Origin of the sequence: Streptomyces sp. NPDC028635 (assembly GCF_040637635.1) — a bacterium.
In the GTDB taxonomy this organism is placed as follows: Bacteria; Actinomycetota; Actinomycetes; order Streptomycetales; family Streptomycetaceae; genus Streptomyces.
On record NZ_JBEZWX010000001.1, the window covers coordinates 459,465 to 486,076 of the forward strand.

A 26,612-nucleotide genomic window follows, 5' to 3' on the forward strand; every position below is an offset into this window, starting at 1 on the left:
TGAGCCTCGTCCCGATCCGCGGGGAGGTCACACGGACGCGCTCGAGAGGCGCCGGGGTGAAGGTGGCAGCGCGTGGCGCGCCCGCGTCCAAGCGGGGCAGCGCCCGGGATGACGATCCGCCTTGCGACGTCGAGGAGCAGCGCTCATAGGCTCATCCAGCGTGCTGGCCCGCCTCTTTGGCCGCTTCCTCCTGGCCGCTTCCCGGCCGTCGCCGCAGCCCCGCCTCCCGCCGGGCAGCATCGATCGGCATGCGCTCAGTCGAGGACCGGGTGCAGTTCGGGGCGGGCTTCCCACCACGTGCGGTAGAAGGCGTTGTGAGGAACGCTGTCGAGGTACGCCCGTCCCGCCGCCCGGTACAGGGCGTCGGCGCGCCGTTGCGAAAGCGCGGCCCGGTTCCAGGCGATCCGGATGCGTTCGGTGAGCGGGTCGCCGGCCAGCGGGCGCAGGACCGTGCCCTCGACATACGGCGAGGTGGGCTGGCACATGGAGATGGCCCGTCCGGCGGCGATCAGTTCCCAGCGCATCTTGCGGTCGGCGATCCGGTAGCGCAGTTTCGGCGTGAAGCCGGCCCGGAGGCAGGCGTCGGTCATGGCCTCGGGACCGCCGTCGCCGTCGTCGGTCAGCGGCGTCCAGGTTTCGCCCGCCAGGTCGGCGAGCTCGATCTCCTCCTGCCCGGCCAGGGGGTGGGTGGCCGACAGGCGCACGCAGGCGGGTTCCTTCGGGACGAGGGTGCGGGCGGCCACGCCGTCGGGGAGCGGCACTTCGTGGTCGCCGACTTCTCCGTACAGGATCGCGTCGTACTTCCCGGCACCGAGCATCCTGGTGAGCGTGGTCGCCGAGTGCTCGGTGGTGACGTCGATCTCATGGTCGGGCAACTCCTCCTCCAAGTGCCCGAACAACCGGTCCACCAAGACGAGCAGGACGCAGCCGAGACGCAGTGTCGGATGCGGTGCGGCGGCTCTCGTTCCGGCCGCCAGGGCCTCCATCTCGCCGAGCACCCGGCGCGCGGCGGACAGCACGAACTCACCCAGTTCCGTGGGTTCGACGCCGTTGCGGCCGCGGACGAACAGCTCTCCGCCGGTTACCCGTTCGATACGCCGCAGTTGGGCGGACAGGGCCGGCTGGGACACCCCGAGCCGCACCGCCGCACGGCCCAGACTGCCCGCTTCCGCTATCCGCAGGACAGCTTCGAGATGCCTCAACTCCAACTGCATTTCACCAGCATAAGCAGGGCGACGGGCAGCCGGAGCGGTCCGGACGGTGCCGGTCATAACACCGGTCTTATGCCCGATGGGATGTCCCTTTCTCGTCATGCTCACGCTCATACTCGGCCGCATCCCACCGACCCCCCGACGAACGTGGAGCACACGTGCACCCCACCAGACTCACGGCGGCCCTCGCGGCACTCGCACTCACGGCCGGCCTCGCGAGCGCCCTCGCGAGCACCGCCGCCGCGGCAGCCGAGGGCGGCTCCGCGGCAGCCGCGAACGGCACCTTCCGTGCCGCCGCCGACAGCCGGCCCGACGGACTGCGCCACGGCGCCCTGGAGGCCAGGCTCAGTCCGGCCCAGCACCAGGCCCTCATCCGCAGCGCCCAGGGCACGACGACCGGCACCGCCCGCACCCTCGGCCTGGGCGCCAAGGAGAAACTGGTCGTCAAGGACGTCACCAAGGACGCCGACGGCACGCTGCACACGCACTACGAGCGCACCTACGACGGCCTGCCCGTCCTCGGCGGCGACCTCGTCGTGCACGTCCCACCCGCCTCGCTGGCGGCCGGCACCGTGAGCGCCACGTACAACAACCGCCACCGGATCGCCGTGCCCTCCACCACCGCGACGCTCACCAAGGCATCCGCCGAGAGCAAAGCGCTGAGGTCCGCAGAAGCCCTGGGCGCCACGAAGCCCGCCACCGACAGCGCCCGCAAGGTGATCTGGGCCGGCAGCGGAACCCCGAAACTCGCCTGGGAGACCGTGATCGACGGCTTCCAGGACGACGGCACGCCGAGCAAGCTGCACGTCATCGCCGACGCGCCCTCCGGCAAGGAGCTGTACCGCTACCAGGGCATCGACACCGGCGTCGGCAACACCCGCTACAGCGGCCAGGTCCCGCTGACCACGACCCGGTCGGGCTCGTCGTACACCCTGACCGACGCCACGCGCGGCGGTCACAAGACGTACAACCTGAACCACGGTTCCTCCGGCACCGGCACCCTGTTCTCGCAGAGCAGCGACACCTGGGGTGACGGGACCAACTCCAACGCCGCCACGGCCGGCGCGGACGCCGCCTACGGCGCCCAGGAGACCTGGGACTTCTACAAGGACACCTTCGGGCGCAGCGGCATCAAGAACGACGGGGTCGCCGCGTACTCCCGCGTCCACTACGGCAACGCGTACGCCAACGCGTACTGGGACGACAGCTGCTTCTGCATGACCTACGGCGACGGCGCCGGGAACGGCGCCCCGCTGACCTCGCTGGACATCGCCGGCCACGAGATGAGCCACGGCGTCACCTCCAACACCGCGGGCCTGAACTACAGCGGCGAGTCCGGCGGTCTCAACGAAGCGACCTCCGACATCTTCGGCACCGGCGTGGAGTTCTACGCCAACAACGGCTCCGACCCCGGTGACTACCTCATCGGCGAGAAGGTCGACCTTCGGGGCGACGGCACCCCGTTGCGCTACATGGACAAGCCCAGCAAGGACGGCAACTCGGCCGACAGCTGGTACTCCGGGGTCGGCAACCTCGACGTGCACTACTCCTCGGGCCCGGCCAACCACATGTTCTACCTGCTCTCCGAGGGCAGCGGCACCAAGACGATCAACGGCGTCACCTACAACAGCCCGACCTCCGACGGTGTCGCCGTCACCGGCATCGGCCGCGACGCCGCCCTGAAGATCTGGTACAAGGCGCTGACGACGTACATGACGTCCAGCACCACCTACGCCGGCGCCCGCACCGCCGCCCTCAACGCGGCCTCCGCACTGTACGGCGCCAACTCCGTCCAGTACGCGGCGGTCGGCAACGCCTTCGCGGGCATCAACGTCGGCAGCCACATCACCCCGCCGAGCAGCGGCGTGACGGTGACCAACCCAGGCAGCCAGTCCTCCCTCGTGGGCACCGCGGTCAGCCTCCAGATCCAGGCGTCCAGCACCAGCAGCGGCTCCCTGACCTACAGCGCCACCGGCCTGCCCACCGGCCTGTCGGTCAACGCCTCCACCGGCCTGATCTCCGGTACCCCCACCGCGGCCGGGACCTACAGCACCACCGTCAGCGTGAAGGACGCCACCGGCGCCACCGGCACCGCGGCCTTCTCCTGGACCGTCAGCGCCGGCGGCGGAGGCTGCTCCTCGACCCAGCTGCTGGCCAACCCCGGCTTCGAGTCCGGCGACACCGGCTGGACCGACAGCGCCGTCATCACCGACGACAGCCGCGAGCCGGCCCACAGCGGCTCCTGGACGGCCTGGCTCAACGGCTGGGGCTCCGCGCACACCGACACGCTGTCCCAGACGGTGACGATCCCCGCGGGCTGCAAGGCGACCCTGACCTTCTACCTGCACATCGACACCGCGGAGAGCGGCAGCACCGCGTACGACAAGCTGACGGTGACCGCCGGTTCCAGGACCCTGGCGACGTACTCGAACGCCGACGCGGCCTCCGGCTACAGCCAGAAGTCCTTCGACCTGTCCTCGCTGGCGGGCCAGACGGTCACCCTGAAGTTCACCGGAGTCGAAGACGCCTACCTCGCGACCGACTTCGTCGTGGACGACACCGCCCTGACGACCGGCTGAGCACGAACACACCGACATGGTTCCGCACTCGGCCCCCGGCGTGCGGAACCATGCCACACCGGCCAGACCGCCTTCTGCCGGACCCACAGACAGGGCCGTCCCGACCGGCAGGGGCGAGCCTGTTGATGGCTCGACTGTTGATAGCAAGATCAGTGAACAGCGGCGCCGTCCGGATCGACGTGGATCATGTCCCTCGTCGAAGTGACCTGCCCAGGGGGACGCACAGTGCGGGTGCGACGATGCGGGCATGCGTGAGTTGAGCCAGCTGATCGATGTCGAGGAACCGGCCTGGCCGGAGCTCAGGGAGACACTTGATACGAGTCCGGTGTCTGTCGAGGTACTTCCGCTCGATGATGATCTGGGCAGTGCGTCGATCCTTCAGCTGCAGGTCACGGCCAGGTCGTATCTGGGTGCGGTGGCGCTGCACTGCGGCGGTCTGCTGGTTGACGGCGGATGGCTGCGGGTCTTCGGCAGCCCCGTGAGCGGTGCTGCGCACGGGGTGCCGAGCCTGGCTCGCGTGAATCGGTTCCCCGAAGCGTTCGATCCGGTGTGGCGGCCTGAGACGGGTCTGGTGGTGGCGCACGACGTGCTGGGCGGCGTCTTCGCTCTCAACGGTGCTGCTCCTGCCGGTGCCGGCCGGCCCGGCGAGGTCGTCTACTTCGCCCCGGACTCCCTGCGCTGGGAGGCTTTGGGTGTCGGTCACTCGACGTGGCTGGCCTGGCTGGTGTCCGGGGCGCTCGACGAGTTCTATGCCGACCTGCGCTGGTCCGGCTGGCGCGAGGAGGTCCGGACGCTGAACGGTAAGCAGGGCCTGTCGCTGTTCCCACCGCTGTGGTCTCGCGAGGCGCGCCAGGACATCGCCGCGACCAGCCGCCGCGCCGTTTCCATGGGGGAGTTGCTTGGGGTCGCCCGGGACTCATGCCGGCAGTTCGATGGCGTTGATCCGGGCTTTCTTGGCGCCGTATGAAGCGGCCGCCCCATCCAGCCGGCGGTAGCGGATCAGGGCCCGAGTCCGGCGTCGGCATGTCTGTCACGAGGCCAAGGGATCTCCCACGGATCGAGCGTCGGGCAGGGTGCCTGAAGCGTCTTGATACGGCTGTCCGCACCGGGCCGGACTGGATGTGCAGTGGGCCCCAGACCGGTGTCCCCGCCCGCCCCGCGGCGCACGTTGCGGCCACAGCAGCACGTATGCCGCCGCGCCGATCCCGAAGGCGAGGCGGATGAAGCCCTGTACCGAGTCCGAAGGGACCAGCAGGGCGCTGCCGTAGAGGGAGATCAGCGCGATCCAGCTGACCCACGGGACCAGGCGGCGCTGACCGATCGCGTCCCAGATCAGGGTGCCCAGCAGAACCGAGGCGTTGTAGTACGTGTATACGCTCGGGTCGAGCAGGATGCGTGCGTCGACGGCGAGGAACACCACCGCCGGCCAGCGGTTGCGCCGTACGGCGAGCGTGCCCAGGGCGGTGCCGAGAGCCATCTGGGCGGGGCGGTCCCACCAGGGGGTCACGGGGTCGTCGACGCCGAACCAGCGCAGCGCGGACGCCGGTCGGTTGGGGATGGCGAAACGGGCCGCGTGCAGAGTGTCCAGGTGGGTGAGGTAGAAGGGCAGCCATGCGACTGCCACCAGAGCGAACGCCCAGCCCGCCGAGCGCAGTCGGGCCGGGCGGGGCAGCGCCAGGAGCAGGGGCAGGAAGCCGACCGCCCAGGGTTTCGAGTCCACCGCCAGCGCCAGGAACACACCCACCGCCGTCGCCCGGCCACGCACCAGCGCACGGACGGCGAAGGTGGCGAAGAACAGGGCCAGGACGTCGTCGAGGTGGGCGAAACGGACCGAGACCTCCACCCACATGGGGATGAAGGCCGTGCCCGCGATCAGGACGCGCTGCTGCAGTCGACGGTGGTTGAGGCCGGTGCCCCGGTTGTGGTCGGCGGCCGCGCGCCCGACCAGGACGAGCATGTACAGGCCGAGGCCGGACATGAACGCGTCGGCGAGTTTCTCACCGACGTCGGCCGGGAACGGTGAGAAGAGCCCGGCCACGACGAAGCTGACGGGGCCGATCTGCAGGTCGGGATGGTTGGCGTAGAGGGCGAGGCCACCGCCGGGCTGCTGGCCGAAGAGCAGTTCCTGGCCCTCGCGCAGGTAGTGCCAGGACACGCCTCCGTGGCGCTCGGCCACGACGAACCACACGGCCGTCCAGAGGGTGAGCAGCACGATGTGCCATCGCACCCGGTAACGCCCGATCCACACGTTCCGTCCTTCCCTCACCCGCCAACCGTCCATCCGCACCCGGCCCATCACAACACCACCTGGTAAGAACATCTTCGGTGGGTCGCTCTTGATCGGTGAGACTCGTCAACGCCGCTGCCACTGGCGGGCTTTGCCGTCGCGGGCATGGCGACTGCCGGCCCTGCGCAACGTCGACTCGGCCGTTTCCCGGACGCCTGATGGAACGCCTCCGTGCAGGTGCAGCAGGAGGGTGGCGCAGAGCAGTCCGGCGCCGGTGACGGTGACATCCGGCGTAGGCGTACCGGCGTTGGTGGTGCTCAGCGGACGCGGGCGGTGGCGGCGACGGCGGGTAGGAGGGCGAGGGAGAGGATGCCGCAGGAAAGGGCGAGGGTGGGGTAGCTGGTGGCGGCGACCATGATGCCGGAGGCCATGCCGCCGGTTGCGCCGGCGAGGGCGATGGAGACGTCGACCAGGCCCTGGGTCTTGGCGCGGGTGGCCAGTGACACGGTGTCGGTGATGATCGCGGTGCCTGCGACGAGGCCGAGGTTCCAGCCCAGGCCGAGCAGGGCGAGGGCGAGGGCGAGGAGGGCGACGGAGTCGCCGGGCGCGGCGGCGGCCAGGACACCCGCGGCGAGCAGGGTGATGCCGGAGACGGCGGCTACCGTCATGCGTCCGTAGCGGTCGACGAGCCGGCCGGTCAGGGGCGAGGGCAGGTACATGGCGCCGATGTGGAGGGCGATGACGAGACCGGAGGCGGCGGTGCCGTGTCCGTGGTCGTGCATGTGGACCGGGGTCATCGTCATGATCGCGACCATGACGAGCTGGGTGAGGATCATGACCAGGGCGCCGAGGACCACGCCTGTGCGACCCTCGTTCGCATCGGTGGCCCGGGCGGCGGCCGGGTCGGCGTCGGCTTCGCCGGCGTTGGCGAGGGAGCGGGCCAGGAGCAGCGGATCGGGCCGCAGCCACAGGGCGAGGACGAGCGCGGCCAACGCATAGGCAGCGCCGGAGAGGAGGAACGGCCCGGCAAGATTCGGGATGCCGAGGTGCTCGGCGACATGGCCGGTGGGGGCGGCGAGGTTGGGTCCTGAGACGCCGCCGAGGGTGGTGGCCACCAGGACGGTGGAGACCGCGCGGGCGCGGTGGCCGGGGGCGGCGAGGTCGGCTCCGGCGTAGCGGGCCTGGAGGTTGGTGGCGGTGCCGGCGCCGTAGACGAACAGGGCGAGGAACAGCAGGACCGGGTTGTCCAGAACGGCTGCGGTGATGACGCCGGCCGAGCCGATGGCGCCGGTGAGGTAGCCGGTGGCGAGGCCGGGGCGGCGGCCTCTCGCCTGGGAGATGCGGCCGACGGCGACGGCGGCGAGCGCGGATCCGGCCGTGAACAGGGCGCTGGGCAGGCCGGCGAGGCTGGTGGAGCCGAGCATGTCCTGGGCGAGGAGGGCCCCTACGGTGACGCCTGCGGCGAGACCTGCGCCGCTGAGGATCTGCGCGGCGACCAGGACCCGAAGGGTGCGGCGCTGTGACGAAGCGGCATCGGGTATGGGGACCGTCGCGTGGGAGGGTGCGTGTGAGGTCATGTCCTCTTCCGGGGCGGGAGCGGGAGCGGGGGCGGGGGCTGCGGGCATGGCGGGAACGGCGGTCCGGACCGGGTTCGGTGGGGGGTAGGCCGGTGGGACGTGCGCGGCGTCTCGGTCGCCGTTTCGGCGGACGCGCAGTGCGGCCGGTCGTCGAGGGCCGGCCGCCGGCAGCAGGCGGTGCCGCCGCGGTGGTCCGCTTCGACCGGCCGTCGAACCGTTCGACACCGACTCGCGCAAGACCCGGCAGAGTCGTGGGGGCCCCGGGGTTGAATCCCCTGGGCCCCCACCCCCGTAGTCGCCGCGGGCTCACCCGCCCCGGTGCGGCTCCCCGGCCGGGGTGTTCGCTTCCGTGCGGGTGTGCAGTTCCGTCGTCAGCCGGTCCGCGACCGCCGGCACGTGGTCCCACAGGAACCAGTGGCCGCCCGGGTAGATGTGCAGGCCGCCCGGATCGGTGCTGTGCCGCAGCCAGCCCTCCGTCTCCCGCGGTGTGGTGAGGGGGTCGTCGCGGCCTCCGAGGGCGACGAGGGGCAGCGGCAGCGGCGGCCGGTCCGGGTGGAGGTGTTCCCCGCCGAGCAGGACGTCGTCCCGCAGCCGTTCCCGTACCAGGTCCACGAACTCCGGGTCCTCGGCGGCCGCCGCCAGGTCACCGCCGCACGAGCGCAGGTACGCCGCCGTGCTCTGCGGTACGTCCGGGTCGACGGCGGGGCGGAAGCCGTACTGGGGTGCCGCCCGGCCCGAGACGACGAGGACCGCGGGCGGCGGGCAGTCCAGGGCCAGCAGCGCGGCGGCGGTCTCGTAGGCGACGAGCGCGCCCATGCTGTGCCCGAACAGGCCGTAACCCGCGGCCGGGCGGCGCGCCTCGTCCTCGGCCACCCGCCGCGCCAGGTCGGCGGCCAGCCGGCGGATGCCGCCCGTGCCGAGGTACTCGGCCGGCCGCCAGCCCAGCGGAACGGCCTCGACGGTGTCCGGCCACCGCTCCGTCAGCCGCCGGTAGGCGCCGGCGCCGCCGCCCGCGTAGGGCAGCAGGTAGTAGCGCCCGGCGGCGCCCGGCCGGCCGTCAGCCACGGCCCGGCCCGCTCTCGGGTACGGCGGCCTGCTCACCCGCCGGCACCGCAGCGCCGTTCGCGCCCGCGTCGGCGCCGGCCGGGCGGAGGCGGCCGAGGGCGGCCTTCAGGTGCGGCCCGCCCAGGATGACCGCGTTGGCCGACAGGACCACCAGGACGCCCAGCACGGCCAGCAGGCTCCAGTGGTAGTCCTCGAAGATCGTCGACAGCGACAGGGACACCAGCGGGAAGACGACGGTCGCGAAGGCCGCCCGGTCGGGACCGATCCGGGCCAGCAGCGTCAGATAGGTGACGAAGGCGATGGCCGAGCCGAACACCGACAGGTACACCAGACCGGCCACGTACTTGAACGAGGGCTCGACGGTGAAGGAGTTGCCCGCCACCAGGCAGCCCAGGCTGGTGAACAGGCCGCCGTACAGCATGCTCCAGGCAGTGGACTGCACGACCGGCAGCCCGGCGCGGGCCTGGTTCCAGGAGGAGGCGATGTTGCCGAAGGAGAACAGCAGCGTCGCGCCGAGCCCGAGCAGCAGCCCGGTCACCAGCCCCGAGCCCGCCTCGGTGCCGGCGATGTCGTCCGCGAAGACCATGGCGAGACCGCACAGCCCGGCGAGCGCGCCGAGGACGACCGTGCGGGAGATGGGCCGCTTGAGGAAGATGCGCCCGTTGACGATGTTGAAGCCCACCGACAGGCAGAAGATGATCGACACCAGCCCCGACACGAGGTGCTGCGAGCAGTAGTAGAAGAGCACGTAGTTGGTCGAGTACATCAGCAGGCCGACGAGGGCGAAGCGCAGATGGCTGCGGGCCGTGAACCGCATCGGCAGCCGGCGGACCGTGGTCCACACGAACATGCACAGAGCCGCCAGCAGGAACCGGTACGCGACCGACACCGCCGGATCCACGCTGCCGAGCTGCAGTTTGATGCCGATCCACGTCGTGCCCCAGAACAGCACGATCACGGCGTACAGCACGATGTTCACGAAAGCTCTTCCCTTGTCGTCGTACTCGTCTGCGGGTCCGGTCGCCCGGCGCGGGCCGGTGTGCTCCGCGCCGGGCGGCCGTCCGGCTACCAGCCGGGGGTGGCCACGACGGCGGGTGGCGCGAAGGCCGTGCCGTCGGTGGGGTCGGTCATCGTGACCAGGATGCGCCGCTGCCCTCGGTAGGGCCTGCGCCCGTGGGCCACGGCGATGTTGTCGACGACCATGACGTCACCGGCCCGGTAGGGCTCGGCGACGGTCGCGGCGTCGTAGGCGGCGCGTATCTCCTCGATGACCTCGCGGGGTATCGGGGAGCCGTCGCCGTACAGGGTGTTGTACGGCAGCGTGTCCTCGCCCAACTCCTCGGCGAACTCCTGCAGTTCGGGTTCGAGGTTCCAGCGGTTGAAGAAGACGCCGTGGTTGAACCAGCTGTCCTCGCCGGTCTGCGGATGCCGGATCGCCGCCCAGCGCCGGTAGCGCACCCGCACGGTGTCGCCGTCGCGGCGCACCGCCATGTGGTGGTCGGCGCAGTACTTCTCCAGCTCCTCGAAGGTGTCGACGCCGTACACGGACTGCCAGCTGAAGCCGATGCCGGTGCCGAAGGTGCGCTGGTAGATCCACCCCTCGGAGGTGAACCGCTCGCGCAGCGCCGGGTCGAGCGCGCGGTGGACGCGGCGCGTGTCGCACACCGGTGTCTCGCCGCCCTCCTGCGCGGGCGTGCCGCACCAGAAGTACAGGTGGCGGGGCCAGCGCAGGACGTGGGAGCTCTCGTTGTGCACGAAGATCGAGCGGTCCGGCGGGTACTCGGTGGAGGTGAACACCTTGCCCGCCACATGGGAGCGGGGGGTGGCGCGCTCGGTGTACTCGGCCCAGGAACCGCCGCTCAGCGCGCGGACGACGTCCTCGAAGGCGCGCTCGTCCGGCACGGGGAAGCCGCGCAGGACCACCGCGCCGTGGCGGTGCAGCGCGGTCCGTAACTGCTCGGCGTGGGCGGCGGCCCAGCCGGTTGCGTCCCGGACGCCGTCCGCGGTGACGATCAGCGGGAACGTGCCGTGCGTGGTGCAGTCGTCGAGGGTGATCGAGCCGTCGGTCATGCGGGCTGCTCCTCCTCGGCGGTGGCGTCCAGTTGTGCGGTGTACTCGGCGAACCGCGGGGCGGTGAACAGCAGTTTGAGCGGCACGTGCCGGTCCAGGGCCGTGCGCAGCCGCACGGTCGCCTGGTAGGCGAGCAGCGAGTTGCCGCCCAGGTCGTCGAAGAAGTGCTGGTCCGCGCCGGGCGGGGGACAGCCCAGGACGTCCGTCCAGACCTGTGCCACCTGGGCCGCGGTATCCGTGGCGCGGGTGTCGTTCGCTGAAGTCAACGCATCTCCTCTTGGACGTGTGCGCGGGAAGCGTGGGCGGTTGCGGCCGGCGCGGAAGGGACCTGTACGGATTCGGCCTGTACGGGGGCCGCCTGTGCGGGTTCGCCGGGCGCGGGCGGCGTGCCGGCCGGGCGGGACGCGGCCGCCAGCCGTGCCCGGTCGACCTTGCCGCCCGCGGTGCGGGGCAGGGCCGTGACGACGCGCAGCCGGCGCGGCGCCACCGGACCCATGAGCCGTTCGGTGAGCGTGCCGCGCAGCGCTCGTACGTCGAGATCGGCGCGGCGGCTCTCCACCACCAGGTCGAGCGCGGTGCCGTCCGGGCCGGGCACGGCCAGGGCTGCGGCGGCGGTCACGCCGGGGAACGAGGCGGCGATCGACTCGATCTCCCCGAGCTCGACCCGGACACCGCCGACCTTCAGCTGGTCGTCGGCCCGCCCGAGGAACAGCAGGTCGCCGTCCGGCAGCCGGCGCACCAGGTCGCCGGTGCGGAAGGTGCGGCCGTGCCGGTCGTGGCCGAAGCGGTCGCCGGCCGGGTCGGCCGGGTCCAGGTAGCCGAAGCCGACTCCGGGGCCGCCGATGAGCAGTTCCCCGGTGTCCGGGCCGAGGCCGGGCACCGGCAGCAGGGTGAGCCGGGTGCCGTCGATGGCCCGGCCGATGGGCACGGGGCCGTCCGGCAGAGGCGGGGTGCAGGGGTGGTGGGTGGAGTCGACGCAGGTCTCCGCGGGTCCGTACTGGTTGACCAGCTGGGTGTGCGGGGCCTGGTGCAGCACGCGCTGGGCGAGGGTGCCGCGCAGTTGCTCGCCGCCCGAGTAGAGCAGGCGCAGCGAGGTCCACCCGGCGAGCAGTCCGGACATCTCGACCAGGGAGAGCACCGACGGGACGAAGTGGGCCACGGTGGCCCGGTGCCGTACGGCCGACTCCACGGCCTCCTCGGGGTCGGTGTACGGGCCGTCCTCGGTGAGCAGCAGGGCGGCTCCGTGCAGCAGGGCGGCCGCTGCCTCCCACACCGCGAAGTCGAAGGAGACCGCGGTGTGCTGCAGCAGCACGTCGTCGGCGGTGAGCGGGTAGCACCGCTGGCTCCAGTCGAGCCGGGCGGTGAAGCCCTCGGCGGTGAGCACGGTCCCCTTGGGCGTGCCCGTGCTGCCGGAGGTGAAGACGACGTAGGCCGCCTGGCCGCTGGGCCAGCGCAGCGGCTCGGTCAGCTCGCCGTGCCGGCGCCGGTCGACCCGGCCGATGCGGGCGGCGGAGGCGTCGCCGGAGACGAGCAGGGCCCGGCCGGCGAGTTGCCGCAGGACGTGCTCGCGCCGGGCGGGCGACTCGTGGGCGCGCAGCGGTACGTAGGCCAGGCCCAGCCGCCAGGCCGCGAGCATGGCGGCGAGGTGGCGCGGGGAGCGTTCGGCCTCCACGACCACGCAGTCCTCGGAGCGCCGCCGGGCGGCGAGGGAGCGGGTGGCCGCCTCGGTCAGCGCGGCCAGTTCCGCGTACGTGGTGCGCCGGCCGTCCGGCCCGATCACGGCCGTGCGATCGGGCGCGGCGGTGGCGACCGCGCGGAAGCGTTCGTGGAAGCCCTCGGTGTGCTCGGTCATCTCACACGCTCCGCGCCAGCAGCCGGTGGACCTCGTCCAGGGCGGAGAAGGCGTACTCGATGTCCTCGCGCGTGTTGTACAGGTAGGGCGCGATCCGCAGTCCGGCCGTGTGGTCGTGGGCCGTGAAGTACGGCTGGGCGCAGAAGTGGCCCGACCGGCACATCACGCCGTAGGAGTCGCTGAGCGCGCGGGCGATCGCCGACGGGTCGGGTACGCCGCGCAGGGTGACGGTGAGCACGGGGATGCGTCCCCGGTCGCCGAGCCCGCCGAGCGCCGTGAGGTACGGCCGGTCGCGCACCTGTTCCAGCAGTGCGGTGAGCAGCTCGGTGTCCCGTGCGGCGACGGTGTCCGCGCCGGCCCGGTCGAGGTACTCCAGGGCGGCGCCGAAGCCGTACACCCCGCTGATGTTGGGGGTGCCCGCCTCGAAACGGTACGGGGCGCGGCGCAGCCGGTAGCCGTCCTGGTCGACCCAGTCGACGGTGCCGCCGCCGAGCCGGTCGGGCGTGAGGGCATCGATCATTCGGTCGCTGAGGCAGAGTACGCCGATGCCGGTGGGGCCGAGCATCTTGTGCGCGGAGAAGGCGAGCGCGTCGATGCCCGCGGTGACGCGCGGCAGCCGGTGCGGGACCAGCTGGGCTGCGTCCACGACGGTCCAGGCGCCCGCCTCGTGGGCGAGGGCGGCGAGCCGGTCCACGTCGGCCGTGTGGCCGGTGACGTTGGAGGCGGCGGTGAGGACCACGACACGGGGCCGGCTCTCCAGGACGGCCTGGAAGGACTCCTCGTCGACGGTGGAGTCCTCGCCCGCGGCCAGCCAGGTGGTGCGGCACCGCCCGCGCCAGGGCAGTTGTGCGGAGTGGTGGGCGTCGACGGGCAGGGCGACCAGGTCGGTCTCCTTCAGCGGCAGGCCGGCGGCGACGAGGTTGATGCCCTCGGTGGTGCCGGCCGTGAACACCACGTTGCGCGGGGGCACGCCCAGCCGTTCCGCGATCCGGGCCCTGACCTGCTCGTACCGCTCGGACGCCTCCTCGGACAGGATGTGCTTGCCGCGGTGTATGTTCGCGCCGACGGTGCCGTAGTAGCCGGCGATCGCGTCGATGACGGAGTGCGGCTTGAGCGTGGTGGCAGCGTTGTCAAGGTAGACCAGGCGTCCGGCGTCCACGGTGCGCTGCAGCAGGGGGAAGTCGGCACGCGGGTCGGCGAGGGCGGTCACAGCAGCGCTCCTTCGCGGACCCGGCCCGGACCCGAGCAGGTGGCGAACTTGCCCGACCGCTCGGCCTCGATGTGGGCGACGGTGCTCACCTCGACGTGTTCGACGTGCGGCAACAGCGCGCGCAGCCGGTCCCGTACGGCGCCGCTCTCCTCGGCGGGGTCGGTGCCGGGGGAGGTGATGATCCGGCAGCGGACCGTGCCGGGCTCGCTCTGGTCGACGCGGTAGTGGCGTACGCCCATCACGTCGGCGAGGGCGTCGTCCACCTGGCGGGGTGTCACGGCACGTCCGCCGGGGCCGTCGAGCAGGCCGGAGGAGGCGCGGCCGTGGTGGATCACGGTGCGGCCCGCGGCTCCGCAGGCACAGGCGCCGCCGGGTTCCAGGAGGTCGCCGGTGCGGTAGCGCACGTGCGGTGAGAGGCGGTCGCCGATGCTGGTGACGACGAGTTCGCCGAGCTCGCCCGGGCCGGCCTCGGTGCCGTCCTCGCGCAGGATCTCGTGGTGGAAGTTCTCCTCGTTCAGGTGCCGCGCGCCGAGGGCGCACTCGATCCCGAACCAGCCGAACTCCGACATGGACAGCACCTCCGCCACGACGGCGTCCTCGGGCAGCGCCTCGGTGACCGCGCGGCGGGCGGCGTGGGTGAGCAGCGAATAGGTCAGGACGACGGCCCGGACCGGCAGGCGGGTCACGCCGCGTGCGCGGGCCCGGTGGCAGAGGAAGGCCAGGTGCGTGGGGTCGGCGTAGAGCCAGGCGGGCGCGTGGTCGGTGATCTCCTCCAGCATCCGGTCGACCATCGCGTCCGGTGTGGCGAGCACGTCGTGGGAGACGGACAGGACGAGGGTTCCGTCGGGCAGGGTGCGGTCGGCGCGGGTGGACAGCGGCGTGGCGCACTCCACGTCGGAGCAGTTGGGCGCGGCGAGCCGGGCCACCCGGCGGTTCTCCGCGCCCAGGAGCCGCTCGGCGAGCGCCGGGTGGGCGGCGGCGGTGACCGCCATGCGCTCGGCCAGGAGCGGCCGATGGACCACGGTGACCAGACGGTCCCCGGTGGTGCCGGAACTGCTGCTGGTGTAGGTCAGTTGGGGCAGGGATTCCGCGGGGTTGATCACCTTGGCCGGAAATCCGCGACGGAAATCCGGCTTTCCGGTGAAGGGCAGGGCGCGGAATTCCTTCTCCGACGCCAGACGAAGACGTCCGTTTTCCGCGAGACCGTGGCGATCGATCAACTCCCGGTAGAACGATAAGGACTGGTAGGCGAATTCCGCTTCCGTGCATGCCGCCGGCAGTGAGGTCCGAGCGTGCGGTGACAAAGCTCCCCCATGATGTGGATCGATTTCAGGACGGTGCGGTCACATGGTCTGGATCGATTTTCGGGACGGTGCGGTCAGCAGGGAGGCGACCAGGGCGGGGTGCGCGTTCCCTCCGGAGACGACCGCCACGACCGGGCCCGCCGTGGCGGGCGGCACATGGCGGCCGCACAGAAGAGCCGCCGGGGCCACTGCTCCCGACGGCTCGACCAGCTGTCTTCCCTGGCGGGCCAGACAACACAGGGCCTCGGTTATGTCGTCCTCCGAGACGGTGACGATGTCGTCCACGAGCCGCCGTATGTGCGCCCAGGGCAGCGTCCCGAGCGTGGTCGCGCGCAGCCCGTCGGCGCAGGTGCGGTAGGTGTCCGCCGTGGTCCACACGGCGCGCTCGCCGCGGCGCAGGCTCTCGGCGGCGTCGCCGGCGAGTTCCGGCTCGACGCCGATGACCGCGACCTGCGGGCGCAGCGCCTTGACGGCGGCGGCGACGCCGCTGAGCAGTCCGCCGCCGCTGACCGGCACGAGGACGGCCGAGACGTCGGGGACCTGTTCCAGCAGTTCCAGCGCGAGCGTGCCGTGCCCGGCGATCGCGGCGCGCGAGTCGAAGGGGTGCACGAGGTGCGCGCCGGTGCGTTCGGCGAGTTCGTACGGGTACACGTCGCGCCGCTCGGGCGTCACCAGTTCGACGGTGGCGCCGAGCGCGCGCACCCCGTCGACCTTCACGGCGGGGGCGGTGTGCGGCATGACGACGGTGGCCTTGATGCCGTACAGGCCGGCCGCGTAGGCCACGGCCTTGCCGTGGTTGCCGCTGGAGAAGGCGACCACTCCCCGGGCGCGGACGTCCTCGGGGAGGGTGGCGACGGCGTTCAGCGCGCCGCGGATCTTGAAGGAGCCGAGCAGTTGCAGATGCTCCGCCTTGAGCAGCAGTTCGCTTCCCTCGAGCGGGAGCACGGGGGTACGGCGGATGCGTCCCGCCAGCAGGCGGGCGGCTGCGGAGATCTCGTCGTGGTGGACGAGGGACTCGGCTAAGTCGGAGAGGGACAGGGGCGAGCCGGATGGGTGGGGCATCCTCGCTCCAGGGTCGGCGGATCCGGATCTCGGAACCGGCGTCGTCGGCGGGTGAATGAACCAAGCCAGGAACCTAGGTGATGAATTGCAAGCGCTTCAAGGCCACCCCTGCGAATTTTGCCACCCTTTACCTTGACGATGTTTCCTACCGGATCGGTAGGATTTCCCTTTGTGGTCGCCCCGAATTGGCGCGACAATGGCGCGAATTCGACGCCGGGGCGGCGGGGTGGCGGGGGTGGCGGCTCCGCCACGCGCGGGCGGCAGGGGCGCGGTTGATGCCGCGTGCCAAGGTGACGAACCTGATGGGGATCTCTTCGCGCCAGGCCTCGTTGGCAAGGCGTGCGCGTGGGGCTCAGGAACGCGCGAGGAGGCCGCGTTCCAGGGCTATGACGACCGCACGGGTGCGGTCGCTGACGTCGAGTTTCGCGAAGACCCGCAGGAGGTGCGTCTTGACCGTGGCCTCGCCGATGAGCAGCCGACGGCCGATCTCGGCGTTCGACAGGCCGTCGGCGACCGCGTTCAGTACGTCCCGCTCGCGGGCGGTGAGTACGACCGGCTGGGGTCGGCGCATCCGGGCCACGAGGCGCTCCGCGACCTTGGGTGCGAGGACCGTCTCACCGCGCGCCGCCGAGCGGATGGCGTCGGCGAGCTGCTCGCGGGTGGTGTCTTTGAGGAGGTAGCCGACGGCGCCGGCCTCCACCGCTCGTTCGATCTCGATGTCCGTGTCGTACGTGGTCAGGATCAATACCCGGGTGGCCGTCGGCAGGGCGGCGATCTCAGTGGTGGCGGCCACGCCGTCGAGCACCGGCATGCGCAGGTCGAGGAGGGCCACTTCGGGGGCGAGCCGCTTGACGAGGTCGACGCCTTCACGGCCGTCACTCGCCTCGCCGACCACCTCCATGGTGGGCTCGTCGGCGAGCAGGGCGATGACTCCGGCGCGCATCACGGCGTGGTCGTCGACCACGACCACCCGGATCCGGTCGTACTCGGTGTCGGTCATGGTCAATCCTGACTGTGCGTGGGAAGGCTGGCGAGGACGCGGGTGCCGTCGCCCAGGGAGCTGGTGATGGTGAGTTCGCCGTCCAGTTCGGACAGTCGTCGGCGCATGCCGTCGAGGCCGAATCCACGGGACTCCTCGACGACGAAGCCGCGGCCGTCGTCGGTGATCTCCAGCTCGACAATGCCCGCGAGTTCGGTGAGGACGACGCCGACGGCGGATGCGCCCGAGTGTTTGCGCACGTTGGCGAGGGATTCCTGCGTACAGCGCAGCAGGGCGACGCGGGTGCGCTGGTCCAGGTCCACATCGGGCAGTTCGGCGGTGACGGTGAGGCCGGTGTCCTGGACGAAACGGTCCAGGGTTCTGCGCAGGGTGGTGGCCAGCGAGCCTGCCGCGAGTCCGCTTTGGGGGGCGGTGCCGACGAGCACCCGGGCCTCGGCCAGGTTCTCGCGCGCGGTCTGCTCGATGGAGGTGAGCTGCTCGGCGCAGCGTATGGGGTCGGTGATGGCGGCTGCTCGGGCCGCCTCCGCGAGCACCACGATGGAGGCGAAGCCCTGGGCGAGGGTGTCGTGGATCTCCCGGGCGAGCCGTTCGCGTTCCTCGGCCGCTCCCTGCTGCTGATGGGCGGCTGCCAGTTCCTCCTGGGTGAGGGCGAGTGCCGCGGTCAGCTGCTTCTGCCGTTCGTTGCTCCGGACGACGAAGCGGTGCGCGCACAGCCCCAGACCCACCCCGGCGGCATAGGCGACAACGGTGGATATGGCGTTGCCCGTGAGGAGTTGAGGGCTCCACCCCTGGCCGAGCGTGCCACCGAGCACAGTGAGTGCCGCGGCGACGCCACTGAGGGTGATCGCGTCCCGCGGGGAGCGAGTGAAGAGCCAGAACTGCGGCAGGGACACCACGTAGAAGGCGGCCCCGCCGTCCAGGAGGCAGGCCGTCGTCCCCAGGACGAGCGCCAGGAGGCCGAGGTAGGTGAGGGGACGCAGGAGGGGCTTGTCCGGCCGGTTGAGAACGACCGTGTGACACAGGGCGATCAGGGCGAGCAGGCCGAGCAGGCAGTCTCTCCGGGCCGGTGAGGCGTCGAGCACGGCGATGGCCGGCGGCAGCAGACCGAACAGGATCCAGCCTGCCAGGTTCCAGCGAAGGACACGTGTCTGAATGAGTCGGTCGCCCGGCTCCTGCTGCCCCTGTCTCACGCGGATTCACCTCTCCCATAGGGGTGTTGACAATCGGGCGGGGACTTCGTCAGCCTACCGATTCCCGGGTGCGGGGGACCTGTTTGCCGGTGTGGAGTGCACGGTGCACTCGTCGGGAGGGCCACCAGTTGGCCTCACCGAGCAGGAGTGTCAGGGACGGCAGCACCAGCATCCGGATGACGAAGGCGTCCAGGAGGACGGCGACCGCGAGGCTGAAGCCGATCTGCTTCATTTCGATCAGGTGCAGCGCGGCGAAGCTGGCGAACACCGTGACCATGACGGCGGCGGCGCTGGTCACCACGCCCGCCGAGCTGCCTATGCCCTCGATCACGGCCCTGCGGGTCGGCACTCCGCGCAGGGCGGCCTCACGGATCCGGCTGATCACAAAGACTTGGTAGTCCATCGACAGGCCGAAAAGGATCACGAAGAGGAAGAGCGGGACACGGGAGCCGATCGACCCGGTGGACTGGAAATCGAGCAGGCCTTCGGCCCAGGTGTGCTGGAAGACCATGACGAGGACGCCGAGCGAGGCGGCGGCGGAGAGGAGGTTGAGGACGATGCCGACCAGGCCGAGGACCACGGAGCGGAAGGCGTGGACGGTCATGGCGAAGGTGACCAGGAGCAGTGCTCCGATGATGAGGGGCAGCTTCTGTTCCTGGTGGGTCGGGTAGTCGGTGTAGCGGGCGACGTCACCGGTCACCGCGGTCTCGGCACCTGGGACCCGGCCGACGGTCTTCGGGACGTAGGTGCCCCGGATGTCCTTGAGCGAGGACTGGGCCTCGTCACTGCTGACGTAGTACGGGACCTGCAGCTGGAGCATGCTGATCCGCTTGTCGGGCGACGTGGTCAGCTGGGAGGTGCCGCTCAGGCGCGGGTCCTCCTGGACGTCGGAAGCGAGGTCGCGCAGCGCGGCCTTCACCTGGGGCGCACGGTCGGCGTCGGCACGGACGACGACCTGGTGCATGGACTTCAGCTCCGGGTAGGCCGCGTTCAGCCGGTCGTAGACCTGCATGGCGACAATGGAGCGGGAGTGCGTCTCCCGGCCCATGTCGGTGAGTTTGAGGCTGAGAAGCGGGGCGGCGAGGGCGAGCAGTCCGACGACGGTGACGGTGAGGGTGGCGACCGGGTGCCGGGCGACGGGGCGCAGCACGGCGGCGGTCAGCCGGCCGGGGCCGGTCCTGTGCGCCTTCCGTTTCTTCGGCGCGATCCCGCGGGCCGCCCGGCGCTCGGCCCGGCGCTCCGCACGCAAGCCCAGTGCGGCGAGGACGGCGGGCAGCACGGTCAGGGAGCTGACGACGGCGACCAGGGTGACGACGATCGCGCCGGTGGCGATGGATGAGAAGATGACGTCGTCGGCCAGGTAGAGCGTGGCGCTGGAGACGGCGACGGCGAGACCGGAAAGAACGACAGCCCGACCGGATGTGGCGGCGGCGAGTTCGACGACGGTCCGCGGGCTCAGTCGGCCGTCGGCACGCGCCCGCTCCTCACGTTCACGCTTGAGGTAGAAGAGCGTGTAGTCGACGCCGACCGCGAGGCCGATGAGCAGGATGACGTTGGTGCCGACACCCGCGTCCGGGAAGACGTGCGAGGCCACCATCGACAGGCCGACGGCCGCCACGATCGAGGACAGGGCGAGCAGCAGCGGAACGAGGGCCATCGCCACGGAGCTGAACACCAGCAGCAGGGTGATGAGAGTGACCGGCAGGGCGACCACCTCGGTGCGCGAGAGGTCGTCGCCGCGCAGCTTGTCGACGCCCTTGCTGATGGACGGCGAACCGGTTTCCTCGACGCGCAGGCCGGGATGGGCCTTCTGCACAGCCGCGGTCTGTTCGATCAGCGGGTCGACGTGTTTCCTGCCCTCCAATTCCGGGCCCTTCATGGTGACGCTGACCCGCACCGCCGTACCACCCACGCTGTGCACCGGGTCGGCGACCGACAGCACCTCGGGCAGTTTGCGCATCCGGGCGGTGACGTCGGCGGCAGCCGAATCGGCCGCGGCGATGTCGAGCTTTCCGGTCCCCGGTTTCGGAGTGATCAGAACGTGTTCGACCGGGCGTTGCTGCAATCCGCCCTCCGCGGCGATCGCTTCGCCGCGCCCCGCTTCACCGATACGGAAGTCCTCGGTGGTCGCCGCGGTCGTGCCCACCGAGAGGCCGACACCGAGGCACAGGACCACGAACACGAACCAGCCGACGATGCCCCGCCACGGGTGGGCGGCGCTCCAACGAGCCATGCGTACAGGAAGGTTCCTCATGACGTCCATGCTCTTCACGAGGCGGCGATGCCGACAGCAGCGACCGGTTGAACCTGGGGTCCACCGACTGGTGGACCCGTGTCACCCAGGGACTGCGGGGACATGCCCAGGAAGCCGGCCGGGCTCGTCGGCTCGGGCAGCTCCACAGGTCGCCGGGTGACGGGCCGGCGGCGCGAGCAGGTGAAGGCGGGCGGGTCGTCGTACCACTGCTGCCGCAGACGCCCTTGGCGTCCGCTCAGCTGTCCTGTGCTGCCATGGCCGCCACCGCAGGGATTGCCGCGAAGGCCTGGCGCACGTGCTCGGTGAGCGCCGTACGGTCCCGCTGTACGGGGTCCGACGAGGTCCATGCCTCCAGCGCGCAGTGCCAGGCGGCCAGCATGAGGTCGAGCAGGAGCCGCAGTTCGGTGTGGCCGGGGGAGTGCCCGGCCAACCGGTCCGCCACGATCCGTACGACGTTCGCGGAGACCTCTGAGCAGTGGCGCAGGCTGTGCGCGGTCAGTGCCGGGGTGCGATCGGCCAGGCTGCGGCTGGCCTGGAAGCGCCGCTCCCATCCGTCCGTCATCTGATCCAGTGCCGCGAACAGCGCGTCCTTGTAGGCGCGCAGCAGGTGCCCGCCGGTCAGGGGCCGATCCTCGATATCCGCGAGGTAGGCGGTCCACAGTTCCTTCTCCGGGGCCAGGGCCACGTCTTCCTTCGAGGTGAAGGTGCGGAAGAAGGTGCGCTTGGAGACCTCTACCGCGTCCACGATCTCGTCCAGCGTGACCGTGGTGAAGTCCCGTGCCGTGAACAACTCCAGGGCGGTGTCGACCAGCGCCTGACGGGTCCGCAGCTTCTTGCGCTCCCGCAGCGGCAGTTCTTTCGGATCCGTGTGCACGAGGCAGAGCCTAGCAGTCGCGTTTGCCCCTTGTAGGCTTACGCTACTCAGTGGCAGTATCTCTCGGCGTGAAGGCATTAACGATTGATCACTCAGCCCCGGGACATCTCGCGCTCACCGAGGTCGCCGACCCCGAACCCGCCACCCACCAGGCCCTGATCCAGGTCCACTCGTTCTCCCTCAACGCCGGCGAGGTCCACCATGTGGTCCCCGAGGGTGAAGCCGGCACGGTGCCCGGATGGGACGCCGCCGGCGTCGTGGTCCGCGCAGCCACCGACGGCTCCGGTCCCGCCGTCGGCACCCCGGTCGTCACTCTCGGGGCGGACGGCGCCTGGGCCGAACTGCGCGCCGTGGACACCCATCTCATCGGCACCGTGCCCGCAGGCGCCGACCTCGGCCCGATCAGCACCCTGCCGGTCGCAGCGGGCACGGCCCTGCGCGCCCTGCACCGCATCGGCCCGATCCTGGGACGACGCGTCCTGGTGACCGGCGCGGGCGGCGGGGTGGGCCGCTTCACCCTGCAACTTGCGGCCCGAGGCGGCGCCCATGTCACTGCCCTGACCAGCGATCCGGCGAAGGCGGACGCACTGCGCGCACTCGGCGCCCATGAGATCGTCACCGACCTCGCCGCGCTCCAGCACATCGAACCCGTGCACGGCGTGGTCGAGCTGGTCGGTGGTGCCCACATGGTCGCCGCGCACGGCGCCCTGGCCGACCACGGCGTCCTGGTGGCCGCAGGACACATATCCGGCGACGGCGAGCAGTTCCCCTACGGGGCTCTCTTCGGTAACGGTCATCGCCACAACCGCCAGATCGCCACCTACTACCTGCTGGACGATGCCGCAGGGCTGGGCGCCGACCTCACCTGGCTCGCCGCGCTCACCGCCCGCGGCGAGCTGGACCCGCAAGTCGCCCTGCGCACGGACTGGACACAGGCGGCGCGGGCCGCAGCCGAACTCGCAGCCCGCCGCGTGCCGGGCAAAGCCGTGCTCGACGTCCACTGAGCACGGCTCATTCGGAGCGCCTTGTCGGTGACACCGCCTGCAGCTGTCGGGTTTGGAGGCAAGTGCTGCTCGTCCCCGGACTCGACGTACAAGGCGCTGCGGCCGTCCAGTAGCAGTGCGGCGCCCCTCGGCTCGCACCCCCAGGGAGGATCCGGAATGCCGTCGAGGTGGCGGTGACTCAGCCGAATGGCGGCGTCAATCGTCCTGGGGCTCCACCCTTGACGGAGATCGGTTGGGGGAACCGCTTTCAGGACTCACCAGGGGAGGGTGCGGCGGTAGGTGATCGGCCGTCACCAGCGAGGCTTCGCCGGGCAGGAAAGGCGGTGACTCCGTACGGCGCAGCCACCACATCTTCGACGAGGGCCGGTCGTTGGGACCGGTCATGAAGAAGATCATGACACTCGCCGGCCTTCCCCTCGCCGCGCTGGCCCTGTCCGCCCCGGCCGCCCACGCCGACAATGACTCGAACTTCGGGTCCGGCGTCAACGCCGCGAACAACTGGAACTTCAGCGCGGCAGCCGTCTGCTTCCAGGAACTGGCAGTCGTCCCCGTCGGCGGCGACGGGCTGGGCAACACCGTGAACCACTGCGTGAACGGCAACGTCCTCAACCCTTCCTGATCGACATGTGCGTTCACCGCCCGGCGCAGCGAGAACTGCGCCGGGCGAGCCGGGTGTCGGGGGGTTCCTCAGGGGTGCCTGCGCCGCCGTTTGTTCCGGCGCTCCGCCAAGGACCGGAAAAGAAGGAAGAAGGCGACCGTTGCGCAGACTGCCAAGGCAGCCACGGCGATGGAACTCACCACCCTGCCCTCACTGTCCGCGACGCCGTCGCCAGTAGTCACGTGCGCTTGCCGACTGCGCCCACATCGTGAAACCAGCAGCTGCCGCTGTGGCGACAACGACGAGGATGAGAACGAGAGAGTTCATTCTTGCCCCTTCCGATGAGCCGGGGGCTGCGCAGCCCCCGGCTTACCCACGAAGAACCGCTTCCGAGGACTGCGCGGGGATGCGCACCCCGCGCGGGCTGTAGGCGTAAGCGTCGACCTTGTTGGGCGTCGACGTCGGCGAGCGCCACCACGCTGCCGATCGCGTCGGTGACGTAGACGTACGTCTTGCCCTCGGTCGTCATGGAATGCAACGTGCCCCCAGGCTCGCGGTCGAAGCCCATCACGCCGGTGGTCGGCGTGGTGAGGATCGGCCGGCCGGCCGGTCAGGCGTTCGGCGCCGGCACGGAAGGCATCGGACAGCGAAGTCTCCTCGTCGGCCACGATCCTCAGGGCATCCATGTCACGGCCGGCGTGGTCGGTCTCGCAGCCGCCGATCGGACATCACCTGAGGCGGCGGGGGTAGTGGTGCCGGGGAACGCGATGGGCGCGTGGCTTGGAGAACGGTTTCGATGAGCTCCGGGGACAAGGCGGACAACGCCGCCGGCAAGATCAAGGGCAAGGCCAAGGAAGCGGTCGGCCGGGCAGTCGGCAACGAGCGCCTGGAGGCGGAAGGCAAGGCCGAGCAGTTCGAAGGGGACATCAAGCAGTCCGGGGAAAAGGCCAAGGACGCGGCGAAGGACATCTTCAAGCACTGAGGCGCATCCTGAACGAAGACGGGTCATGGCCCACGGGGCTGCGGCCCGTCCTTCGCGCATCGTGCTCCCGTGTCATCGGGCCGATCCGTGCGGTGCGGGCCGGTGCAGGGGCCGAGAGGGTGCCCGGCCGAATCACCGGGGAAGGTACGTGGTCATGGACGAGGCTGAGCACCGCGGGCACGGGTGGTGGACGGCGTTTCGCCGCACGCCGGTGGCCATCTGGAACGATGACGTCACGGACTGGGCCGCCGCTCTGACCTACTACGCCGTCCTCGCCCTGTTCCCCGTGCTGCTGGTGATCCTTTCGGTGCTGGGGCTGACCATGCCCACGACGACCCCGGATGTGATCAACCGGCTGACGGGAGTCGTGCCGGCCGCCTCTCGTGGGCTCCTGCACAGCGCTCTCCAGGAGATGGCCGCGCAATCGTCCGCCGCATGGCTGTTGCTCTCCTTCGGCGTCGCAGGGGCACTGTGGTCCGGCTGCAGCTACCTGAGTGTCTTCCGCAGGGCCTTGCACGCGATACACCGGACCAGTGCACACCGGCCGGTGTGGCGCACCGCCCCGCGCATCATCATCACCGCGATCACTCTGATCACCCTGTTGGTCACCACGACGCTCACCTTGTTGGTCAGCGGCAGCCTGGCCAGACGCCTGGGCCAGGCACTCGACCTGGGTGGCGTGCCCCAGACCGCGTGGGACGCGCTGCGCTGGCCCGTTCTGGCAGCGATGGCGGTCGCCCTTGTCCTGGTGCTCTACCGCTCGGGTCCCGCCCCTTCGCGCCCCCTGCGGAGAATGGCACCGGGCGGCGGTCTGGCCATCGTCATCCTGCTGACCGTCTCCCTGGGCTTCACCGTCTACGCCTCCCACGTCAGCACCTACTACCGTCTGTACGGTTCGTTGGCGGGCGTGGTGGTCTTCCTCATCTGGCTGTGGCTGTCGAACCTGGCCCTCTTGTTCGGCGCTCAGTTCAACGTGGAGCTGGCGAAACTCGCTCCGCGTCGGTCGACAGCGCGCACTGTCTCCGCGTCACCGACAACACCGGATTCCCCCTGATCGTCGCCGGGCCCGTTCGTCATGCGGGGAACGCCATCTGCGCGATCGGCGCGGAGGTGGGCTGTTGCGATCCGCCGGCCGGCTCCACCGTGATGCCCATGCCGGATGCCGCTACGACGTCGCCGCGCAGCAGGACCGCTTCGCTCGTGCGGTCGGGGTTCATCAGTCCGGCCGGGCGCATGGTGCCGTGGTCGTTCAGCCACAGCTGGTAGACCTTGCCGCTGGGCGGCCGGTTCATCCCGGTGGCGACGAACACCGCCTGGTTGCGGCTGCGGGAGACGACGACCGTGCCCCTGGCGCCGTCCTCCAGCCGGGCTGTGGTGGTGCGGGCGTCGGGAGCGGTCAGCACGGCGCTGATGCCGGCCACCCGCTGTTCAGCCTGCTGGGCCTGGGTTCGTGCCTGCTCGGCCTGGTCGTGCTGCCATACGGCGACGCCGCCCAGGGCCGCTGCCCCGGCGACGCAGGCGGCGAGCGCCCACTGGGAGATGCGTCGCCTGCGCAGCGCGCCCGCCCACCGCGCGGGTGCCGGTCCGGCGCTGCCGGGCGGCTCCTGCCGCACAGCAGTGATGCGGTGCAGCACCTGTCCGCGCAGCACGGAACGGGGCGTGTCGGCAACGGCCAGGCCGAGCCGGGCGGCCGTGGCGGAGAACTCCTCGACCTCCTGGGTGCAGGAGGCGCAGTGCTCCAGATGCCGGCGGAAGGCGGCGCGCTCGTCCTCACCGAGGGCGTGCAGTGCGTACGCGCCGGTCAGCGTGTGCAGGTCTTCGCTGGTGTTCACGCGGTCACCCCCAGGCAGTCGCGCAGCCGGATCAAGCCGTCACGCAGGCGTGTCTTGACCGTGCCCAGAGGCAGGGCCAGTGCTTCGGCGACCTGGCGGTAGGTCAGGCCCCGGTAGTAGGCCAACGTCACGGCCTGGCGCTGCAACTCCGTCAGGGTGCGCAGGCAACGCCGCACCTGCTCGCGCTCCAGCCGGGTCTGGACCTGCTCGGTCACCTCGTCGTACTCCGGCAGCTGATCGAGCAGGGCGGCCTTGTGCTCACGCACCGCGGAGGCCTCGACGGAGCGGACGCGGTCCACTGCGCGCCGGTGGGCGAGGGTGAGGATCCAGTTGATCGCCGTGCCCCGGTCGGGCCGGAAGCGGGCAGCGGTACGCCACACCTCCACCAGCACCTCCTGCATGACCTCCTCCGACTGCGCCCTGTCCCGCAGCACGCTGCGCACCACGCCGAGAACAGGGCCCGCGACCGCGTCGTACACCGCCGCGAACGCCTCCTGATCACCGAGCGCGACGCTGCCCATCAGCTGTTGCAGGTCCGGCTCGGGGGAGGGGCTCCTGCCGATGTGGACGGGTTCTTTCACGAGGCTCCTCCCGCGGTGTACACGATGCTCTGGGGGAATCCGACGCCGAGCGACGGGCGGATTGGTCCGTCCGCGCAATTTGTACGGACGGCCACGAGCCGCGTCCGGGCAGGCCGACCAGCACGATGGCACAGCACCCC

The 26,612-nt window shown here is 71.1% G+C and carries 23 protein-coding genes and 1 pseudogene; 6 read left to right on the forward strand and 18 right to left on the reverse strand.

The genetic code is table 11. The annotated features are described in order from the left end of the window. Positions 1-254: 254 nt before the first annotated feature. A complete protein-coding gene (locus AB0E88_RS01615; RefSeq protein ID WP_361621973.1) occupies positions 255-1,214 on the reverse strand; it encodes a LysR family transcriptional regulator in 960 nt (319 codons plus the stop codon). Positions 1,215-1,369: 155 nt separating this feature from the next. Between AB0E88_RS01615 and AB0E88_RS01620 the strand changes: the two genes are divergently transcribed. Together AB0E88_RS01620 and AB0E88_RS01625 are read left to right on the forward strand one after the other, a co-directional pair. Then, positions 1,370-3,790, forward strand: coding sequence for a M4 family metallopeptidase (locus AB0E88_RS01620; protein WP_361621976.1), 2,421 nt, complete (start codon positions 1,370-1,372; stop codon positions 3,788-3,790). A gap of 247 nt (positions 3,791-4,037) precedes the next feature. Further along, on the forward strand, positions 4,038-4,757 hold the full coding sequence (locus AB0E88_RS01625; protein ID WP_361621979.1) for a DUF2625 domain-containing protein: 720 nt from the start codon (positions 4,038-4,040) through the stop codon (positions 4,755-4,757). Positions 4,758-4,820: 63 nt separating this feature from the next. Here AB0E88_RS01625 and AB0E88_RS01630 read toward each other — a convergent pair whose 3' ends face one another. The 14 genes from AB0E88_RS01630 to AB0E88_RS01695 form a co-directional block, all read right to left on the reverse strand. Next, on the reverse strand, positions 4,821-6,038 hold the full coding sequence (locus AB0E88_RS01630; RefSeq protein WP_361621982.1) for a hypothetical protein: 1,218 nt from the start codon (positions 6,036-6,038) through the stop codon (positions 4,821-4,823). A gap of 296 nt (positions 6,039-6,334) precedes the next feature. Beyond that, positions 6,335-7,594 (reverse strand): MFS transporter, encoded by a 1,260-nt coding sequence (locus AB0E88_RS01635; protein ID WP_361621985.1) that lies wholly within the window; start codon positions 7,592-7,594, stop codon positions 6,335-6,337. A gap of 306 nt (positions 7,595-7,900) precedes the next feature. Beyond that, a complete protein-coding gene (locus AB0E88_RS01640; RefSeq protein ID WP_361621988.1) occupies positions 7,901-8,659 on the reverse strand; it encodes an alpha/beta fold hydrolase in 759 nt (252 codons plus the stop codon). Then, positions 8,652-9,638, reverse strand: a complete 987-nt coding sequence (locus tag AB0E88_RS01645) for an EamA family transporter (protein WP_361621991.1) — start codon at positions 9,636-9,638, stop codon at positions 8,652-8,654. Before AB0E88_RS01645 ends, AB0E88_RS01640 begins: the two co-directional genes overlap by 8 nt. A gap of 86 nt (positions 9,639-9,724) precedes the next feature. Next, positions 9,725-10,729: a TauD/TfdA family dioxygenase gene (locus AB0E88_RS01650; RefSeq protein WP_361621994.1), complete on the reverse strand. Its 1,005-nt coding sequence runs from the start codon at positions 10,727-10,729 to the stop codon at positions 9,725-9,727. After that, on the reverse strand, positions 10,726-10,995 hold the full coding sequence (locus AB0E88_RS01655) for a phosphopantetheine-binding protein (RefSeq protein ID WP_361621997.1): 270 nt from the start codon (positions 10,993-10,995) through the stop codon (positions 10,726-10,728). Before AB0E88_RS01655 ends, AB0E88_RS01650 begins: the two co-directional genes overlap by 4 nt. Then, positions 10,992-12,581 (reverse strand): AMP-binding protein, encoded by a 1,590-nt coding sequence (locus AB0E88_RS01660; RefSeq protein WP_361622000.1) that lies wholly within the window; start codon positions 12,579-12,581, stop codon positions 10,992-10,994. The genes AB0E88_RS01655 and AB0E88_RS01660 overlap by 4 nt, the downstream gene beginning before the upstream one ends. 1 nt (position 12,582) lies before the next feature. After that, a complete protein-coding gene (locus AB0E88_RS01665; RefSeq protein WP_361622003.1) occupies positions 12,583-13,791 on the reverse strand; it encodes an aminotransferase class V-fold PLP-dependent enzyme in 1,209 nt (402 codons plus the stop codon). Next, positions 13,788-14,894, reverse strand: coding sequence for a hypothetical protein (locus AB0E88_RS01670; protein ID WP_361622006.1), 1,107 nt, complete (start codon positions 14,892-14,894; stop codon positions 13,788-13,790). Before AB0E88_RS01670 ends, AB0E88_RS01665 begins: the two co-directional genes overlap by 4 nt. 240 nt (positions 14,895-15,134) lie before the next feature. After that, positions 15,135-16,157: a threonine/serine dehydratase gene (locus tag AB0E88_RS01675; protein ID WP_361622009.1), complete on the reverse strand. Its 1,023-nt coding sequence runs from the start codon at positions 16,155-16,157 to the stop codon at positions 15,135-15,137. Positions 16,158-16,509: 352 nt separating this feature from the next. Further along, entirely contained in the window at positions 16,510-17,157 is a 648-nt protein-coding gene (locus AB0E88_RS01680; RefSeq protein WP_361622012.1) for a response regulator transcription factor, read from the reverse strand. 2 nt (positions 17,158-17,159) lie between these two features. After that, positions 17,160-18,347 (reverse strand): sensor histidine kinase, encoded by a 1,188-nt coding sequence (locus tag AB0E88_RS01685; protein WP_361622015.1) that lies wholly within the window; start codon positions 18,345-18,347, stop codon positions 17,160-17,162. A gap of 49 nt (positions 18,348-18,396) precedes the next feature. Further along, positions 18,397-20,601: an MMPL family transporter gene (locus AB0E88_RS01690; RefSeq protein ID WP_361622018.1), complete on the reverse strand. Its 2,205-nt coding sequence runs from the start codon at positions 20,599-20,601 to the stop codon at positions 18,397-18,399. 235 nt (positions 20,602-20,836) lie between these two features. Then, entirely contained in the window at positions 20,837-21,475 is a 639-nt protein-coding gene (locus AB0E88_RS01695; protein ID WP_361622021.1) for a helix-turn-helix domain-containing protein, read from the reverse strand. Between the two features lie 68 nt (positions 21,476-21,543). Between AB0E88_RS01695 and AB0E88_RS01700 the strand changes: the two genes are divergently transcribed. Next, positions 21,544-22,479: a zinc-binding dehydrogenase gene (locus AB0E88_RS01700; protein ID WP_361622024.1), complete on the forward strand. Its 936-nt coding sequence runs from the start codon at positions 21,544-21,546 to the stop codon at positions 22,477-22,479. 382 nt (positions 22,480-22,861) lie between these two features. Further along, positions 22,862-23,098 carry a hypothetical protein gene (locus AB0E88_RS01705; protein ID WP_361622027.1) on the forward strand — a complete coding sequence of 79 codons (237 nt, stop codon included), beginning with the start codon at positions 22,862-22,864 and terminating at the stop codon, positions 23,096-23,098. A 360-nt stretch (positions 23,099-23,458) separates the two neighbouring features. On the opposite strand, the pseudogene AB0E88_RS01710 reads toward AB0E88_RS01705, so the two are convergent. Beyond that, positions 23,459-23,657: pseudogene (locus AB0E88_RS01710) on the reverse strand (hypothetical protein); the annotation flags it as partial. A 216-nt stretch (positions 23,658-23,873) separates the two neighbouring features. Between AB0E88_RS01710 and AB0E88_RS01715 the strand changes: the two are divergent. Continuing rightward, entirely contained in the window at positions 23,874-24,059 is a 186-nt protein-coding gene (locus tag AB0E88_RS01715; protein ID WP_361622030.1) for a CsbD family protein, read from the forward strand. 154 nt (positions 24,060-24,213) lie between these two features. Next, positions 24,214-25,113 (forward strand): YihY/virulence factor BrkB family protein, encoded by a 900-nt coding sequence (locus tag AB0E88_RS01720; protein WP_361622033.1) that lies wholly within the window; start codon positions 24,214-24,216, stop codon positions 25,111-25,113. A gap of 19 nt (positions 25,114-25,132) precedes the next feature. Here AB0E88_RS01720 and AB0E88_RS01725 read toward each other — a convergent pair whose 3' ends face one another. Beyond that, on the reverse strand, positions 25,133-25,891 hold the full coding sequence (locus AB0E88_RS01725) for an anti-sigma factor (protein WP_361622036.1): 759 nt from the start codon (positions 25,889-25,891) through the stop codon (positions 25,133-25,135). Then, positions 25,888-26,472, reverse strand: coding sequence for a sigma-70 family RNA polymerase sigma factor (locus AB0E88_RS01730; protein WP_361622039.1), 585 nt, complete (start codon positions 26,470-26,472; stop codon positions 25,888-25,890). Before AB0E88_RS01730 ends, AB0E88_RS01725 begins: the two co-directional genes overlap by 4 nt. Between the last annotated feature and the right edge of the window lie 140 nt (positions 26,473-26,612).

Bases quoted from the DNA above. Each gene is read 5' to 3' on its own strand.
- AB0E88_RS01650 (WP_361621994.1), bottom strand. From the start codon at position 10,729: ATGACCGACGGCTCGATCACCCTCGACGACTGCACCACGCACGGCACG.
- AB0E88_RS01720 (WP_361622033.1), top strand. From the start codon at position 24,214: ATGGACGAGGCTGAGCACCGCGGGCACGGGTGGTGGACGGCGTTTCGC.
- AB0E88_RS01625 (WP_361621979.1), top strand. From the start codon at position 4,038: ATGCGTGAGTTGAGCCAGCTGATCGATGTCGAGGAACCGGCCTGGCCG.
- AB0E88_RS01715 (WP_361622030.1), top strand. From the start codon at position 23,874: ATGAGCTCCGGGGACAAGGCGGACAACGCCGCCGGCAAGATCAAGGGC.
- AB0E88_RS01615 (WP_361621973.1), bottom strand. From the start codon at position 1,214: ATGCAGTTGGAGTTGAGGCATCTCGAAGCTGTCCTGCGGATAGCGGAA.
- AB0E88_RS01635 (WP_361621985.1), bottom strand. From the start codon at position 7,594: ATGACCTCACACGCACCCTCCCACGCGACGGTCCCCATACCCGATGCC.
- AB0E88_RS01660 (WP_361622000.1), bottom strand. From the start codon at position 12,581: ATGACCGAGCACACCGAGGGCTTCCACGAACGCTTCCGCGCGGTCGCC.
- AB0E88_RS01680 (WP_361622012.1), bottom strand. From the start codon at position 17,157: ATGACCGACACCGAGTACGACCGGATCCGGGTGGTCGTGGTCGACGAC.
- AB0E88_RS01705 (WP_361622027.1), top strand. From the start codon at position 22,862: ATGAAGAAGATCATGACACTCGCCGGCCTTCCCCTCGCCGCGCTGGCC.
- AB0E88_RS01675 (WP_361622009.1), bottom strand. From the start codon at position 16,157: ATGCCCCACCCATCCGGCTCGCCCCTGTCCCTCTCCGACTTAGCCGAG.
- AB0E88_RS01690 (WP_361622018.1), bottom strand. From the start codon at position 20,601: ATGAGGAACCTTCCTGTACGCATGGCTCGTTGGAGCGCCGCCCACCCG.